General features: G+C 43.7%; 16 protein-coding genes. 9 read left to right on the top strand and 7 right to left on the bottom strand.

The annotated features are described in order from the left end of the window. Nucleotides 1–96 precede the first annotated feature (96 nt). On the bottom strand, nucleotides 97–537 hold the full coding sequence (gene dtd, locus SE27_RS01705; protein ID WP_039620292.1) for a D-aminoacyl-tRNA deacylase: 441 nt from the start codon (nucleotides 535–537) through the stop codon (nucleotides 97–99). Nucleotides 538–875: 338 nt separating this feature from the next. On the opposite strand from dtd, the gene pncB reads away from it, so the two are divergent. The 4 genes from pncB (at nucleotide 876) to SE27_RS01685 (ending at nucleotide 4,920) form a co-directional block, all read left to right on the top strand. After that, on the top strand, nucleotides 876–2,081 hold the full coding sequence (pncB, locus tag SE27_RS01700) for a nicotinate phosphoribosyltransferase (protein ID WP_039620290.1): 1,206 nt from the start codon (nucleotides 876–878) through the stop codon (nucleotides 2,079–2,081). A gap of 111 nt (nucleotides 2,082–2,192) precedes the next feature. Next, nucleotides 2,193–3,041, top strand: coding sequence for a sulfurtransferase (locus SE27_RS01695; RefSeq protein ID WP_039620288.1), 849 nt, complete (start codon nucleotides 2,193–2,195; stop codon nucleotides 3,039–3,041). Next, nucleotides 3,038–3,889, top strand: a complete 852-nt coding sequence (gene asd, locus SE27_RS01690) for an archaetidylserine decarboxylase (protein WP_039620286.1) — start codon at nucleotides 3,038–3,040, stop codon at nucleotides 3,887–3,889. The genes SE27_RS01695 and asd overlap by 4 nt, the downstream gene beginning before the upstream one ends. 83 nt (nucleotides 3,890–3,972) lie before the next feature. Further along, nucleotides 3,973–4,920, top strand: coding sequence for a LemA family protein (locus tag SE27_RS01685; RefSeq protein WP_052251688.1), 948 nt, complete (start codon nucleotides 3,973–3,975; stop codon nucleotides 4,918–4,920). Nucleotides 4,921–5,009: 89 nt separating this feature from the next. On the opposite strand, the gene SE27_RS01680 is transcribed toward SE27_RS01685, so the two are convergent. Beyond that, nucleotides 5,010–5,618, bottom strand: coding sequence for an SPOR domain-containing protein (locus tag SE27_RS01680; protein WP_039620284.1), 609 nt, complete (start codon nucleotides 5,616–5,618; stop codon nucleotides 5,010–5,012). A gap of 22 nt (nucleotides 5,619–5,640) precedes the next feature. Then, the gene (gene argS, locus SE27_RS01675; RefSeq protein ID WP_039623733.1) at nucleotides 5,641–7,431 is read right to left on the bottom strand and encodes an arginine--tRNA ligase; all 1,791 of its coding nucleotides are present in this window, start codon (nucleotides 7,429–7,431) and stop codon (nucleotides 5,641–5,643) included. 192 nt (nucleotides 7,432–7,623) lie between these two features. Between argS and SE27_RS01670 the strand changes: the two genes are divergently transcribed. Next, the gene (locus SE27_RS01670) at nucleotides 7,624–7,905 is read left to right on the top strand and encodes a DUF2798 domain-containing protein (RefSeq protein ID WP_039620282.1); all 282 of its coding nucleotides are present in this window, start codon (nucleotides 7,624–7,626) and stop codon (nucleotides 7,903–7,905) included. 163 nt (nucleotides 7,906–8,068) lie between these two features. On the opposite strand, the gene SE27_RS01665 is transcribed toward SE27_RS01670, so the two are convergent. The 3 genes from SE27_RS01665 to SE27_RS01655 are packed head-to-tail and all read right to left on the bottom strand — an operon-like array spanning nucleotide 8,069 to nucleotide 10,548. After that, complete coding sequence (locus SE27_RS01665) at nucleotides 8,069–9,376, bottom strand: DUF445 domain-containing protein (RefSeq protein WP_039620280.1); 1,308 nt, start codon at nucleotides 9,374–9,376, stop codon at nucleotides 8,069–8,071. A gap of 30 nt (nucleotides 9,377–9,406) precedes the next feature. Beyond that, nucleotides 9,407–9,958 carry a CC0125/CC1285 family lipoprotein gene (locus SE27_RS01660; protein WP_039620279.1) on the bottom strand — a complete coding sequence of 184 codons (552 nt, stop codon included), beginning with the start codon at nucleotides 9,956–9,958 and terminating at the stop codon, nucleotides 9,407–9,409. A 50-nt stretch (nucleotides 9,959–10,008) separates the two neighbouring features. After that, nucleotides 10,009–10,548, bottom strand: a complete 540-nt coding sequence (locus tag SE27_RS01655; protein WP_039620277.1) for a DUF924 family protein — start codon at nucleotides 10,546–10,548, stop codon at nucleotides 10,009–10,011. A gap of 212 nt (nucleotides 10,549–10,760) precedes the next feature. Between SE27_RS01655 and gshA the strand changes: the two genes are divergently transcribed. Both gshA and SE27_RS01645 read left to right on the top strand, forming a co-directional pair. Continuing rightward, complete coding sequence (gene gshA, locus SE27_RS01650; RefSeq protein WP_039620275.1) at nucleotides 10,761–12,338, top strand: glutamate--cysteine ligase; 1,578 nt, start codon at nucleotides 10,761–10,763, stop codon at nucleotides 12,336–12,338. Nucleotides 12,339–12,356: 18 nt separating this feature from the next. Next, on the top strand, nucleotides 12,357–12,881 hold the full coding sequence (locus SE27_RS01645) for a disulfide bond formation protein B (RefSeq protein ID WP_039620273.1): 525 nt from the start codon (nucleotides 12,357–12,359) through the stop codon (nucleotides 12,879–12,881). Between the two features lie 47 nt (nucleotides 12,882–12,928). Here SE27_RS01645 and SE27_RS01640 read toward each other — a convergent pair whose 3' ends face one another. Then, complete coding sequence (locus SE27_RS01640; protein ID WP_039620271.1) at nucleotides 12,929–14,260, bottom strand: PGAP1-like alpha/beta domain-containing protein; 1,332 nt, start codon at nucleotides 14,258–14,260, stop codon at nucleotides 12,929–12,931. A gap of 236 nt (nucleotides 14,261–14,496) precedes the next feature. Between SE27_RS01640 and SE27_RS01635 the strand changes: the two genes are divergently transcribed. Then, entirely contained in the window at nucleotides 14,497–15,081 is a 585-nt protein-coding gene (locus tag SE27_RS01635) for a YqiA/YcfP family alpha/beta fold hydrolase (protein ID WP_039620269.1), read from the top strand. Nucleotides 15,082–15,095: 14 nt separating this feature from the next. Further along, entirely contained in the window at nucleotides 15,096–16,976 is a 1,881-nt protein-coding gene (gene parE / locus SE27_RS01630; protein WP_039620267.1) for a DNA topoisomerase IV subunit B, read from the top strand. Nucleotides 16,977–17,067: the final 91 nt, after the last annotated feature.

Here is a 17,067-nt window from a genome sequence, read left to right as displayed (position 1 = left end):
TATTGTTTAGTATTTAGATGGTCGATCTACCATTTTTAGGACTGATTTTTATCATGATAGAAATCAGTCCTATTTTAGTCTTTAATCTACATCGCTTTATGCAACTTCTAAATTGAATGTCACGGGGCCATCATTGACCAAATGAACGCGCATATCCGCAGCGAAAATACCAGTTTGTACCTGATCATATTGGCTTTGAGTATATTCAACCAGTTGTTGATAAAGCAGTTTGGCTTCATCGGGGGGCATGGCTGGGCCAAAGTCAGGTCGTAAACCTTTTTGAGTGTGTGCCATCAAAGTAAATTGCGAGACCAATAATAATCCACCACCGGCTTGGGTGATGTTCCAACCCATTTTACCTTGCGGATCATCAAAAAGACGATATTTCAAAATTTTATCAATCAGCTTTTTGCCGCTATCCAAATTGTCTTGTTTACCCAGACCTAAAAAAACCAAAATGCCGTGCTGGATCTGTCCTGTGGTTTGTCCATCGACCACCACTTTGGCCTCTAATACCCGTTGTAATAATGCGCGCATCGTCTGTCCATTTGCTGATTGTAAATATCGGCAAGATTGTAACAAAGACTAGGCTTTAGGCTAAAGTGCATCGGCTGTACAGACAACAAATAAAAACTGCCCAGTAGCAGGTTAGTACTAAAGCTCTGCACTGAAATTAAATTGATACTGAGTAAATGAGTAGAGCTGGGCCCTTCGATGTGGCTATTTTTGCCACACGCTATAAAGCGCAATATGGGAGTCGGCATCAGTATGCTTAACCAGCGACAGCACATCGTTATACAGATTTACTAAAACATTGGTTTTCTACTGAAAAAAGTATGCTTTAATGCCAGTAGTTGATAAAAATTGAACGTCTTATGTCTGCCATTATTCACTCATTATTAGATACCGATTTATACAAATTCACCATGTTACAAGTGGTGTTGCATAAGTTTCCTCAAACCCACAGTGTGTATCATTTTCGCTGTCGTAATTTAGAGGACACGGTTTATCCGCTGACCGATATTTTAGCGGATTTAAATCAGCAGCTCGACTATTTGTGTCAGTTACAGTTTAAAGACCATGAGTTGCAGTATTTACGCAGTTTGCGTTTTATTAAAAGTGACTTTGTTGATTATTTAGAATTATTTCAGCTGAAACGGCGCTTTATTCAAGCCAGTATTGATGCTGAAGGTCGTTTGGATATTTGGGTTGAAGGCCCGATGGTTCAAGCGATGATGTTTGAAATTTTTGTACTGGCGATTGTGAATGAATTGTATTTTCGTCGTATTCGCAGTGATGCGGTTTTGCTTGAAGGCGAACGTCGTTTACAAGCTAAGATGTTGCTGCTGAAACAATATCAACAACAACAGAATCCTAATGATCCGCCGTTTTTAGTCTCTGATTTTGGTACACGCCGTCGTTATAGCTATGAGTGGCAAAAACACGTGATCGCTGAATTTCATCAAGCGGCGCCCCATATTTTTCGTGGTACCAGCAATGTATTGATTGCCAAAGAACTCGGAATTACTCCTATCGGCACCATGGCGCATGAGTTTTTACAAGCCTTTCAAGCCTTAGATGTGCGCTTACGTGATTTTCAAAAAGCAGCGCTGGAGACATGGGTGCAGGAATATCGCGGCGATTTAGGCATTGCATTGACCGATGTGGTGGGAATGGATGCTTTCTTACGCGACTTCGATTTGTATTTTGCCAAACTGTTTGATGGTTTGCGTCATGACAGTGGCGATCCCTATGAATGGGGCGATAAAGCCTATGCGCACTATAAAAAACTCAAAGTTGACAGTAAGAGTAAGATGTTGACCTTTAGTGATGGCTTGAATTTAGAAAAAGCATGGGATTTACATCATTACTTTAAAGATCGTTTTCAGGTCAGCTTTGGGATTGGCACCAACTTAACCAATGATATGGGGCAAACGCCGCTGAATATTGTGTTGAAATTGGTGGAGTGTAATGGTCAATCGGTGGCCAAGATTTCTGATAGTCCGGGCAAAACCATGACGGATAACGACACGTTCTTGGCCTATTTACGTCAGGTGTTTGATATTAGCGAAACACCATAAAGCCTGCGCTTAGGGCTGATTATCCAGCACTTGAAAATGGAAAATCAGCCGCGGTGTGAAAATGAGTTGTGCTAAGATTGTCAGCGTTGATCTAAATAAAATTTAAAAACTATGACTGTATCTCCATTTGATTTTGGTTTACTGATTGAAGCAGAAGATTTACTGCCGCATATCGGGCATGAAAATTTACGCATTGTCGATCTATGCCGCAGCTCTGTGTATGATCAACTGCATATTCCGCATGCCATTCATGTTAAACCCAAGCAATTGGTGCGCCAAGAAGAACAGGCCTCAGGCTTATTACCCGATATTGAAGGCTTACAAGCATTGCTTGATTATTTAAATATTTCAGCACAGCATCATGTGGTGGTATATGACGATGAAGGCGGTGCATGGGCAGGGCGCTTGATTTGGACTTTACATTGTTTGGGCTTTTATCAGGTCAGTTTGCTCAATGGCGGTATTCACGCATGGCTTGGTGCCGGTTTTGCCACCTCATCTAAAGTGCCGTTTTTAGCACCAGTTGCAGCTGTATTTGAAATGGATCAAAGCAATCTGCAGCAGTACCGCATTGAATATCCAGAGCTACTGGCCAAAGTTACAGATCACACCACGCAAATCTGGGATTGCCGTACAGTTGAGGAATATACTGGACTGCGTTTGGCCGCAAGACGCGGCGGTCATATTCCAAATGCCCGACATTTTGAGTGGAGCACTGCCCTTAACCGTGAAAATCATTTAAAATTACATCCTTTAGAACGCACTCAACAACGCTTAGAACAATTAGGATTCAATTTAAAGCAGCCTGTGGTGGTGTATTGTCAATCACATCATCGTTCAGGGTTGGCTTATATTTTGGGTCGATTACTCGGTTGGCCTATTCAAGCTTATGATGGTGCGTGGAGTGAATGGGGCAACCGCCTCGATAGTCCCATTATTACCGGAGAGTTACCCTCTTGAGCTTTACATCACGTTTAAAAAAACAACTATTTATTCAAGCACAACGTGTTGTACCGCAACACCAATTATCACGTGTGGTGGGAAAACTGGCCGCCAGTGAACATCCGCTGATTAAAAATACCGTTATTCAAGCTTTTAAAGCCCAATATGGCATTGATATGTCGATTGCTGAACAAAGCAATGCGCTGAAATATAAATCTTTTAATGAGTTTTTTACTCGCTCTTTAAAAGACGGCGTGCGTCGCATTGATCTGGATGCAAACGCCATTGTGTCACCTGCGGATGGTGCAATTTCACAACTGGGTCAAATTGAACAGGGCGAAATTTTTCAAGCCAAAGGCCAAAGCTTTTCGGTGGAAAAATTAATTGCCGACCCGCAATTGGCTGAACCATTTAAGCAAGGTCAGTTTGCCACAGTCTATTTGTCGCCAAAAGATTATCACCGTGTACATATGCCGTTCGCTGGCACTTTGACGGAAACCTTATATGTGCCGGGCGAGTTGTTTTCGGTCAATCAAATCACCGCAGAAAATATTCCCGGCTTATTTGCCCGTAATGAACGTATGGTGTGTTTGTTCGATACGGAACTGGGTCGTATGGCAGTGGTTTTAGTCGGTGCCATGATTGTGGCCGGTATTGAAACAGTGGCAACCGGCAAAGTGAAACCGAGTGGTCGTTTAGAGCTGAACCAACATAACCTGTTCCTTGAAAAAGGCGCAGAGTTGGGACGTTTTTATTTGGGATCAACTGCTGTGATTTTATTTGAACAGGATAAAATTGCTTGGGATACCGCATTAACTGCCAATTCAGTTGTGGTGATGGGACAAAAAATGGGTCATTTAGTTTAATGTTGAATAAATAACGTTAGAATCAACCCTCAATATAAATATGCGCTTGTACGCAAGCGCATTAACAATAACGAGGGTTAATTATGTGGCAATGGATTTTATTGATCATTGTAGTTGCAGTTATTTATTTGGCACTGACTTCTTATAATACGTTACAACGAAAAGCACAGGACATTAAAGAAGCCTTATCCAATATTTCGGTTTCAATTAGTAAAAAAGTGAATTTGATTAACCAATTGATGGATGTGGTTAAAGGCTATCAAGCCAGTGAACAATTGGTGCATTTAAGCGTGGCTAAAGAAACTGGAATGAGTGCAATTTATTCTAATTATAAAGACAGTAATATGATGCTGACGAATTTACAGGGTTTGGCCGAGCGTTATCCTGAATTAAAAGTCGATCAGCAGTATCATCGCCTAATTAGCAATATTGAACAATGTGAAGCTGAAATTTCTCAATGGCGTAATGAATATAATGCACGCGTCAAAGGCTATAACAGCACGCGTGCTTCTATCCCGACCATTTTTATTGCCAATGGTTTGGGCTTCTCTGAAGCACCTTATTTAGATTTATCGGTAGAAAATGCTGAACATCATATTTTAAAAGATTTTAAAACGGATGATGGCGAACGTTTAAATGCCTTATTTAAGTCAGCCAAAGAGAATATTGTTGAAGGTTCTAAATCCTTGGCGTCCTCTTCAAAGGTGGCCATGGACCGTGCTTCTGATGCTGGTAAGAAAATTGCCGCCAGTGATCAAGTGCAAGGCTTGGTTGAAAAGGCCAATACTTATATGGGCAAGCCCGTTCAACCTAAATTCTTTTATGTGTTACCCGATTCAGTGCCTAAAGGGCCTGTGGTGCGTGAAGAAATTTTAGACTTGGCGCAAGAAGTGAATTGGAGCCAACAGGTTCGCTTAAGTGAAGTGGGTTCTGAGCAGTGGCTGACTTTTGAACAGTGGTCGGTGCTGCATCATCAGCTTGACAGTGTCACGTTAAATCCGCCGGTTTTAGAGCGTAGTGGTCAGGATTAAGTCACAACTTAGCCATGAAAAAGCCCCCTTGCACAGCCACCGATCAGGGTTTGTGGTGCAAGGGGGCCTTTTTGATTGTAGATTAGGGATTAACGCTTGACCACAATTGAGTCAATGCCGCTGCGTTGCAGTGTCTGCTGAGCAATGAGGGCCGCATCGGCAGAATCGTAAGGTCCTGAGACCACGCGATACCATGTTTGCCCACCTTCAGAGGATTTCACCACATCGGCTGAGAGCCCATTTAAAATAATTTCTGCACGGCGCGCATCAGCACTGTCAGGATCTGCATAACTACGCACCTGTAGAATATAACTTGGTTGATACACCGCAGGCGGTTCTGAGTTTTCCAGTCCCAATTCGGTTTCATTGCTGATTGCCGGTTCAACTTTTGGCGCTTCCACAATCACCACCGTGTTTGAACTTTTGGTTTCAGGCATGGCTTGATCGGGAATAGGCGTGACTTGTTGTTGCGGCAATAAATCATAAAAACGATAATCTTTATTGGTGTCTTCTTGGTAATGCTGCGTGCTAATCTGATTCTGCGGTTTGACCGGCGCCCACGGTTTCCATAGCATTAAAGCCACTGCAAAACTCAACACGATTAAAATCACGACCAGTGTTCCAAGCCATGTTGGAATCAGGGGTTTTTTAGGCTTATTCGGTCGCTCAGAGACACCGCGTTGCGTTTTTCCAAACACGTGGGACTTCCTTTTATTTTAATTACATTGAGGTGGGCGCAGAAACGCCTAATAATTCTAAACCATTGCGCAAAACTTGTTGTACATTTACTGAAAGCAATAAACGTGCTTGAGTCAGATCTGCATCCTCACCGAGCACTTTATGCTCGTTGTACCATGCATGAAACAAGGCTGCTAATTCTTTCAAATAGTTACCCACTTGATGCGGCTCGTAACTGTTGGCAGCACGAACTACAATTTCAGGATAAGCCGCCAATTTGGCTAAAATTTCAGTTTCGGCATCTAAATCGAGTTTAGCTGCAAATTCACGTGCTTGCTGAGCATTAAAATTCACTGCAGTCGCTGCCGCTTTTTCCAACATACGGCAAATACGTGCATGTGCGTATTGAATATAGTACACCGCATTGTCTTTGCTTTGCGACACAGCAAGGTCTAAGTCAAAGTCAATGTGTTGTTCAGATTTACGCATCACATAATAAAAACGTGCCGCATCGTTGCCGACTTCTTTACGTAAATCACGTAAGGTGACAAATTGGCCTGAACGTGAGGACATTTGTACCATTTCGCCGCTACGCCATAAGCTGACGAATTGCACCAACAAGACGGTGAGTTTTTTCGAATCGTAACCTAAAGCATCAATTGCGGCTTTAACACGGGCAATATAACCGTGATGATCTGAACCCCAAATATCGATAATATCGGTATAACCGCGTTGTAATTTATTCAAATGATAGGCAATGTCAGAAGCAAAATAAGTGGTTTGACCATTACGGCGTTTCACCACACGGTCTTTTTCATCCCCAAAATCAGTCGATTTAAACCAAATGTTGCCGTCTTTTTCGTAGAGGAAACCACGTTGATCTAAAGTTTGCAGTGCTTCAGCAATTTTATCAGTGAGGGATTCTTCGCTAAACCATTGATTGAAGGTTACGCCAAACTCACCCAGATCATCTTTAATGTCATCTAAAATGGCTTTTAAAGCTGCTTGTAGAAAAACGCGATAACCGGTGCTAATTAAATGTTGTGCATTGAAAATTAGCCCATCAATATGTTTTTCTTTGTCGCCGGACAGCACCACTTTATTGCCATCTTGATCTAATTCTGCGGCATATTGCACGTCTTCGGGCACATCTTGATAAACATCCGCCACCGGACGGACATAAGCCGCGCCATCTTGATCGATAATGCTTTGTGCAATCTGTTTGACGTAGTCGCCTTGATAGGCATTTTTAGGAAAAACCAATGCTTGACCGGTTAATTCTAAATAACGTAAATAGGTCGAGGTGGCCAAAATATCCATTTGGCGGCCAGCATCATTGACATAATATTCACGGTCAACTTGCGCACCAGTGGCTTCTAATAAGTTGGCAACAGTCATACCGTAGGCTGCACCGCGGCCATGGCCGACGTGTAAACTTGAGGTGGGATTGGCCGATACAAATTCCACTTGAATGCGTTTGTCAGCATTGACTTGGCTGCGCCCAAACGTGGCCTGTTGGCTTTGAATTTGATCAAGCACTATAAAGCGTTGGTCGGCATTTAAAAAGAAGTTGATAAAGCCTGGGCCGGCAATTTCAGCTTTACTGATATCGGCCACGTTAGGAAGATGAGTGAGAATTTTTTCTGCAAGATCACGCGGCTTCATGTGCGCAGCTTTAGATGCGATCATGGCAATGTTTGATGCAAAATCGCCGTGGCTTCGATCCTTGGTTCGAGTGAGGTTACCACTGTTCTTAAAGTCAGATGGGAGTACGCCTTCAGCTTGAAGGGACTGTATTGCATGATCGAGAGCTGCTTGGATGGCCGTATTCATAATCAGTCGAAAAATAAATGTCGCAGAAAAACAGCAAATATAGCAAATTTCACTGCCTTTAGGTGAACCCATTTGTATTGAATAAAAGTGGCATGGTTATTTGGCTGGATCAGTCAAGCTGCAGCACAAAAATGGCGCTGTTGTGTGTGGTTTATGGCATAGTATTTAGTCTTTGAAATGAACGAGATTGACATGCAGCGCTCACGCCCGATGATTGTCGGAAATATTCCTAAACTACCGGCAAAATACGCCGCTTGGATTCTGCCTTTGTTTTTATCATGCTTGATGAGTGGCATTATTTCCTTGATTAATCTGTTGCGTAATTTAGGTTGGATTGAAGGTTTTATGCAGATCTGGTTAAGCAGTTGGATGATCTCTTGGGCTTTTGCCTTTCCAATTGTGCTGATTATTTTGCCCTTTGTGCGTCGTCTCACTGGTTTGGTGGTGGACATTCCACCGATCAATCCCCAATAAATGCACTCTGCATCTAAACTGCTGGACTGATATTTTATAATTTTATAGAGCGCACTCCCGCGCCTAGACTTTGCCGAGATCTCGGGCATGTCATTTTGAAAAAATAGAAAGCGCTAAACTGCAGGCGGGGTTTAGCCTGCATCTAGTCGTATAGGTTGCGCGCTTAAAAAGCCAGATCAACCAAAGCGCGAATCACCCCAAGCACCAAACCAATAAAAGCGCCCACCACCACACCATTGACGCGAATCATGTGTAAATCACCGCCGACTTCATGTTCAATTTTGTTGATCATTTCACTTGAATCCCACTCGTGAATGCGCTCGCTGATAAAGAGAATCACTTTTTCACTGTATTGGTCACTTAAACTGACGGCCATCGTGCTCATTTGCTGATTAAGTAACTCACGCACTGCGGTGTTGGAGATCATGTTCTCACCAACCTGTTGTAGGGCAATGCGTAGGTTTTCAGCGATGCCTGAATCTGCCTTCAGTAAGTCGGCTTTAATGGCGTCACATAAAATCACCACTGCACCGCTAATAAAACTCAGCACTTGTGGACTATCGAGTAAGGCATTTTTATTGCGGTTTAAGCGTTCACTGGCGGCGCTGCTGCTGTCAGCCAAATCCAGCATCCACTGCTGAGCGATGTATTCAATTTTTTGTCGCCATGGATGTTGTGGGTCAGCCAACATCGACTCAACCCGCTCCACCAAAGAATCAATGGTACGTTTTTGCACATCAATGCCAATCCAACTGGCGCCTTTGGCCAATTTCCACACGCCCAATTCTTTAAATAAGGTTTGGGTCAGTTCACGTGTTTGTTGTGGGTGTGAGGTAACCCAGCCGTGGGCCAAATCTAATCCGCGCTGTAATACATCTTGATGAAAGTCATTTTCAAGTACTGCACGCAGCATTTCACTGGCCAGTGTATTGACTTGGGTATTGCGTACCCATTGCACACTGTTGTTTTGAATAAAGTGACCGATTTGTTCTTGACCGACAAATTCAAAAATTTTCGGCACACTGTGCTGAATAACTTGGGTGACTTGACGATTATTTTCAGCTTTGGCCAGCCATTGCCCCATGGCTAAACTCAGATCTGTGCTTTGCAGACTTTTTTTCACCACATGTGGTGATAGAAAATTTTCTTGTACAAAACGGCCCATGGATTCGGCAATACGGGCTTTATTGCGTGGAATAATTTCGGTGTGATCGAGCAAAAATTTCGGCATCGGTATTTTGCCAAAAGGGTTGCGAAATAAAACCGTAATGGCGTACCAATCGGCCAAACCCCCGACCACACCGGCTTCTGCAGCCAACATTAAAATATGAATCAGCCAGACATAATCGGGCAGCAGTTTGGCCACCACCATCAGCACCACCCATGTGCACAGGGCCAAAATTAACGCCAGATTGGCCAAGCGTTTACTGCGTTGCAAACTGGCGGGTGGAGCGATTGGCGCTGTGTTCATGCAGTGGTCCTATAAAAAGATAAGATAAATTTACTGAGCCGTAGTGGTGGGTGCTGTGAGCATTTGGCCGTTGCTATTTAGACCGTATTTTGCACCTAAGGATTGTAAAATCAACCGTGCATCGAAGGCATCACTGGGTGATTTTTGCTGATCTTTATAGCATTGAATGGTGTAGGACACTTGGGTGGGATCAATATTGACCACTTGCGGTACATCATAAAACGGATCAGGCCAGAATCCTGGATAACGACCATAATAACCGTACGGCATATAGCGTGGCGCTGGATAAACCACGGCTTGACGCGGTGGTTGCGTACGATTGCTCGGATCATCGATGACTTTAAAATAACGGAAACCGTTTTGTACGGTGGTTTGTGCAGCTTTAACCAAGGTCACTTCTTGTGCGGTGGCAAAGCTCATGTTAGAACGGGCCATAAACGAAATCCGATAGGACTGAGTGTTTAAAGGCGTGCTGCTAAATTGACCGAGTTGGTCAAAAGTGAGGGGTTTTGACGGGGTCATGGCACAGCCCGATAAGGCCATAAATGCCACCAAACCCAGACTGAGGATATGATTTTTCATGTTCAACCTCCATATCAATGGATTGTGTTACATCACGCCAGCACAGCACTTTAGAACCGACTGTCCGGCTGGGTTAAAAATTCAAGTTCTGCAGCGCTCGAGATTCGACCTAAGCTTTGATTGCGGTGCGGATAGCGTCCAAAGCGCTCGATAATCTGTTTGTGCTTTTTCTCAAATTCTAAGCTGACGGGCTCACCAAGTCGCTGAAACAGCTTTAAGGCAAATTCGTGTATTGCTTTTGATTCACTGTGCATAAACGGCATATATAAAAATGCCCGTTGTTCTGGACTTAATTGTTTGTCTAAGTCCAAACTGATGGCTTCTTGCGCCAGTATCAGTGCCATCGGATCTTGAGCAAAGGCGGCGGCTTGATCACGAAATAAATTGCGTGAGAATTGATCCAGAATAATAATCTCTGCTAAGCGACCTTCGGCACTTTTACGCCAAGACCACAGTTCTGCTTGTGCTGCCTGTTGATGAATGTCACTAAATTTTTCGCTGATTAATGCATCAAAATCAACACTTTTAGCAAACCATAAGGCTTGTGTGTCCGCTTTAAACCAAAATTCTAAAATATTGAGATAATTCATAATATTTACAATTTCTTAGCAGTTATTCTTCAATACAATCACAAAATTCAGATGTCTTATAGAGTAACTTTGTGATAAAAATTGCCCACAAATAAAATAGACGTTTTACTTGAAACGCCTATGGCCGATAATGTGACAGCAGCAAATCACGTTATACTGCTATAAACTGATGATTTTATTTTAGTAGTTATCTTCCGATAAGCGAGATTGTAATGAGTCAACCCGAATCGCCCGCTCAAGTTGTGTTACCCACTTGGGTGGATTCTTCGCTATTTAAAGGCATGTTGCGTGGTATTGAGCGTGAAAGCTTGCGTATGCAAAGCACTGGTTTTTTATCGCAAGCCTCGCATCCAAAAGCACTGGGGTCAGCTTTAACACATCCGCATATCACCACTGATTATGCTGAAGCCTTGATGGAATTTATTACGCCGCCACAAGACAGCATTCAAAAAGCCTTAGATTATTTAACGGATGTACATGCCATCGCGCATCGTCATTTAGAGCATGATGAAAAACTCTGGCCCTTGTCGATGCCGTGTATGCTGGATGACTCGGATGACAGCATTCGTTTGGCACAATATGGCAGCTCCAATATTGGTCGTTTTAAGACCTTGTATCGTCATGGCTTAGGCGTGCGTTATGGCCGCCGTATGCAAACCATTTCTGGCGTGCATTATAATTTATCTTTCCCTGATAGCGTATTTGAAGCCTTACAACAGCATGAAACGGATGAGCACTTAAAAAACTTAAGCTTACAGGATTATCGTAGTCATCGTTATTTTGGCTTAATTCGTAATTTTATTCGTTTAAGCCCATTGGTGATTTTTTTGCTTGGTGCCAGTCCGTCTGTGTGTCAGTGCTTTATGACCGGCCGTGAGCATCATTTATTGCCGTTATTAAAAGGCACACTGTTCTTGCCGTATGCCACTGCCTTACGTATGGGCGATTTTGGCTATCAAAATACAGCGCAGAAAAAACTGGGTATTCATTATAATGATTTAACCGGTTATTTAGATGGGCTACAAAAAGCGGTTAAAACGCCGTATTTACCCTTTAGTCGTTTGGGTTTGAGTAATGAACAGGGTGAGCCAATTCAAATTAATGACCACGTCCTGCAAATTGAAAATGAATACTACAGTTTGGTTCGGCCCAAACAAGTGCCGCAAGCCGGAGAAACCCCGTCTGAGGCGCTGCAAAACCGCGGCGTAGCCTATGTTGAATTACGCGCAGTCGATGTGAATCCGTATAGCCCAATTGGTATTGATGAAACCACGGCTGGCTTTTTAGAGGTGTTGGCGCTGCATTGTTTATTACAAGACAGCCCAGATTTACTGGAGGCAGAGCAACAGCAGATTGAGCGTAATCAAGCTGAAGTGGTCAATCGTGGCCGCGCACCGAATGCTTGTATTTTAGATGCCCAAGGTGAGCACGCCCTTGAAGAGTGGTCACGTGTGCAGCTGCGTAACATGCAGCCGTTGGCCGCGCTGTTAGATCAGAGTTATGCCACAACACTGTACAGCGCAGCATGCACGGAAATGTCCAAACGTGTCGAGGAGGTGCAAGAAACCTTATCTGCACAAGTGATTGCGGACACCTTGCACAGCGGTGGTACATGGAGCTTTGGCAGCGCGATGGCACAGCAACATGCCTTAAGCTATGAGCAGCATCCATTAAGTCCCGATACCTTGGCCTACTTTGATGGTTTGGTTGAACAGTCTTTACAGCAACAACAACAACTGGAACAAGACCATACGCTCAGTTTTGAGCAATATCTTGCCGATTATCGATAAAAAAGAAGAGGATGTACCATGCAGTGGAGTTATCGCTTCGTGAATGGTTTTTTGTTCTTAGCCAGTGTATTGGGCATGGCCTTTGCATTGTATCTAGAACATGGTCAGGGTCTACAGCCTTGCCCGCTTTGTGTGTTTCAGCGGATTGGCCTCATGGGGATGGGACTGATTTCTCTGCTGGCTTTTCTGCATAATCCGGCCAGCAATGCCGGTCGGCGTAGTTATGTATTCTTGGCCAGTTTAAGTATTTTATGGTCGACTGCCGTGGCTGCACGGCATGTTTGGCTACAAAACTTACCGCCCGATCAGGTGCCCAGCTGTGGCCCAGGATTGGACTACTGGTTAGAAACCTTGCCGCTTAAATCGGTCTTTCAGCAAGTGCTCACCGGTTCAGGAGAATGTGCTGCGGTGGACTGGAGTTTATTCGGTTTCTCGCTACCGGTGTGGTCATTGCTGTTTTTCGCGTGCTTGTTGTTGATCTGTGTATGGCAATTGCTGCGCGATTATCCTTTTTTAACCCACAAACCCGCCAAGAAAAGATAAAAAACTCCTTTAAAAGCCACCTCAACGGTGGTTTTTTTAGCCCTAATTTAAGTTAAGGCAATGCCAGCCAAGTCTTGCCACTGTAGGGTATATTCTTCTATCTGTTCAAATGCCTGCTGATCTTTTGGCGGATAAAACCACTTTGCCACTTGTTCGGCCACACTTGAATGAGACTGCAATTGAAAATGATTTAAGCCATAAAAAATCGCTTTATGAGATTGCGGTAGTTTCAATTGAAAGCGCGGATTGGGATGCTCGCCCAACGCACTGTCAATACTGACCAAATAATCGCCCAATAAGTTTGTAGAGCGATTTTTTTTATGCGCATCACTGATACAGCCGGCCAAGAAAAAGACATTAATATGAGCGGGCAGCGGTGCCGGTTTGCGGTTGTCATCCATAGCGCCAATCCGCGCGGGATGGTGTTCCCAATCATCATCACGGACACTGCCATAACGTAAATCTAAAATACCGTTACTGCGGCTATTCACCAAATGACGAATGATATTTACAAAGGGCAAATAGCCCAATTGATCCTGCAACATAAAGCCCATACGCTCTAAAATTGCGCCATGATGCGGCGAACCTAAACAGACCAAATTCTCAGTCAGATGCACCCATTGATGCAGACTCTGTTTGCCATAAAACAATGCACTGCGCAGTACCAGACCGCCCATACTGTGCCCAATCAGGTCAATACTGGTAATCAGTGGATTACGATGCAGCAAGTCTTGTAGCGTGTTGGCCAGACTGTGGCCGTTGGCTGAAATACGTCGTCCGGTATTGTAATTTAAATACAGCATGGTGTTGTGGTCGCGCTGAGCCAATAGTTTCTCGCCAATTCCGCCATGCAGTGGGTTTGACCAATACAAATGATTCATACACAGGCCATGTACAAAAATCACCACACGTCCCGAGAGATCGCCTTTTTGCACTTCACCGTAGTGGTCATATAACACCATCGGCAGGGCAATCGGATTTTGATCTCGGGATAAATAATCGCCCAAAATGCCATTTAAAATACCGACTATTCGATGCTGAGAGGCGGTTAATGATTTATTGTGTAATTTAGGAAATTTTTCAATGGCTTGGCGCAGCAAAGGGGCAAGCAGATAATGTCCAGAGTTAAGCAAGCTGTCATAGGAGAAACGATGAAATTTATCAATATAGCGAATTTTTTGTAATTTTTTGAGGCGATATTCGCTCATGCCAAACCAGTTGTTGAGTATTTCACGTTGAATCACTTGAATCAGATCGGGAATGGCATCACTTAACGGTGTCGTCAGCATTTGTGCCAAGCCCTCTAATAAATCAGCTTGACTTGGAGGCGTGCTGTCCCATATACAATAGGTTTCATGCAATGGTGTTAAACTCGGCATTTAATCCTATCCTTTTTTTGATGCTGTGCTGCAGGCGCTATATTTGTTCTTGGAATTTGCTGGTTAATTGAATAATTTTCATCTTTTTAAGCTTTAACCATAACCAGTACACACTTGAATTATGGGATTTTTTGTCTAACAATTCCGGTTATATCATGATTTAAAGCCACTTTGTTGTGTGCGATCAGCTTTTGCACTTATTTCGTATATTTCAGCCCTGATATTTAAAAAAATAGATGAATATTATTTATTTACATGGTTTTCAAAGTAGTCCCTTGTCCTTTAAAGGCCAACTTCTACACGCATATTGTCAGCAGCAAAAAGATATACAGCTGTATTTGCCCGATTTAAATCAACCACCCGAGCAGGTCGTAGCTGATTTATCCCAGCTAATTGAGAGTTTAGAAGACGTGGGGTTAATTGGCAGTAGTTTAGGCGGTTTTTATGCGACACAATTGGTCGCAAAATATGGCGTGCCGGCTGTTTTAATTAATCCGGCTATGCGACCATGGCAACTGTTTGATGATTTATTTGGCTCAGCACAGATACCGTATGTGGTGAATGCGCAGTGGACTTTAGATGCGCAGCAACTTCAGCAGCTGCAACAGATGGCGGTCTCATCGGTTAGAGATGCGGACAAAATTTTAGTGTTATTGCAGCAAGGTGATGAAATCTTGGATTATCGCGAAGCACAGCGCTATTATAGCCGCGGCTCAAAAGGCTCGCTGTTAATCACCGAAACACATGGCCAACATGCGATGGATAATTTCGCAGACAAAATACCGATGGTCTTACAGTTTTTATCGGATTGTATCAAATAAGGAAACCGTACAACGTGTCTCAATATACCGCTCAATCACTTGAAGTTTTATCTGGTTTAGATCCGGTACGTCGTCGTCCCGGCATGTATACCGATACCACGCGCCCAAACCATTTGGCACAAGAAGTCATTGATAATGCAGTGGATGAGGCGCTGGCTGGACATGCCAATAAAATCAGTATTATTGTCTATAAGGATGGTTCGTTGTCGGTTGAAGACAATGGCCGCGGTATGCCAATCGATATTCACCCAGAATATGGGCAAAGTGGTATCGAAATTATCATGACCAAACTGCATGCCGGCGGCAAGTTTAGCACCGACAACTACCAATTTTCTGGGGGCTTGCATGGTGTGGGAATTTCGGTGGTCAATGCCTTGTCCAATCGGGTCGAAGTTACTGTACAGCGCCAAGGCAATGTTTACCAAATGGCTTTTGAGCATGGTGAACCGGTTTCAGCACTTGAGGTCTTAGCCGGTAAAGCGCCGAAACGTGCCAGTGGCACCATGGTACATTTTTGGCCGGATGCCAAATATTTTGATTCACCCAAATTTGCCTTAAAAGCGCTGAAACACAATCTGAAAGCCAAAGCAGTTTTGGCGGCTGGCTTACAAATTGTCTATATCGATCAGATGAATAATGAAAAAATTGAATGGCAATTTGAAAATGGTCTGGTTGATTATTTGATGGATGAATTGCAGGATCGCGACATTGTGCCGCATCCTGCTTTTGTGGCCACGGCTGAGGTCGAACGTGCGCGCGCTGAGTTTGCTATTTGTTGGAATGTTGAGGGCGGCGAACAGGTTCAAGAAAGTTATGTCAACTTGATTCCCACTGCGCAAGGCGGCACGCATGTCAATGGTCTGCGCTCAGGTGTGACCGATGCCATGCGAGAGTTTTGTGAACTGCGCAATTTATTGCCGCGCAATTTAAAACTCTCCGCTGAAGATGTCTGGGATGGGGTCAATTATATTCTGTCGTTAAAATTCCAAGAGCCACAATTTTCTGGGCAAACCAAAGAGCGTTTGTCGAGTCGTGAAGCTTCGGGTTTGATGCTGAATATCGCCAAAGATGCTTTTGCGCTGTGGTTAAATCAGAACTCAGACACCGCCATGCAATTGGCAGAAATGATGATTGCCAAAGCCGGCCGTCGTCTAAAAGCCGCCAAAAAAGTGGAACGTAAAAAAATTTTCGCAGGGCCAACGTTGCCGGGTAAATTGTCCGATTGCGTGGGACATACTCTGGAAGAATCTGAGCTGTTTATTGTAGAAGGGGATTCTGCTGGTGGGTCGGCCAAACAAGCGCGTGATAAAAATTTTCAGGCCATCATGCCGATTCGCGGGAAAATTTTAAACACTTGGGAAGTGGCGTCTGACGAAGTATTGGCGTCACAAGAAGTACATAATATTGCCATCGCCATTGGGGTTGATCCCGGCAGTGATGACTTGTCTGAACTGCGTTATGGCAAAGTGTGTATTTTGGCCGATGCCGATTCGGATGGTTTGCATATCGCCACTTTATTGTGTGCGTTGTTTGTCAAACATTTCCCAACCTTGGTGGAAGCGGGGCATTTATATGTGGCCATGCCACCATTGTTCCGTATTGATGATGGCAAAGATGTGCATTACGCCTTAGATGAAGCGGAACTGGAAGCCACGCTGAAAAAAGCCAAAAGCAAATCGCCGCAAATTACCCGTTTTAAAGGTTTAGGGGAAATGAACGCCAGTCAATTGCGTGAAACCACACTGGATCCAGATACGCGTCGCTTGGTGCAGCTCGATTTAGATGACATGCAATTAACCACCAGTTTACTGGATAAATTATTGGCAAAAAAACGCGCTGGCGATCGTAAAACGTGGTTAGAGCAAAAAGGTAATTTAGCCGATTTAGTGGTGTAGTTGTTTTAAGTCGAATAGATCTCAAAAAAAGCTCACCCAGTGGGCTTTTTTTATAAGATACCTAATAGAAGTTTCAGAAAAATGAATTTAT

The organism is Acinetobacter harbinensis, from assembly GCF_000816495.1.
Lineage (GTDB): Bacteria > Pseudomonadota > Gammaproteobacteria > Pseudomonadales > Moraxellaceae > Acinetobacter > Acinetobacter harbinensis.
This window is presented reverse-complemented; position numbering and strand designations above follow the sequence as displayed.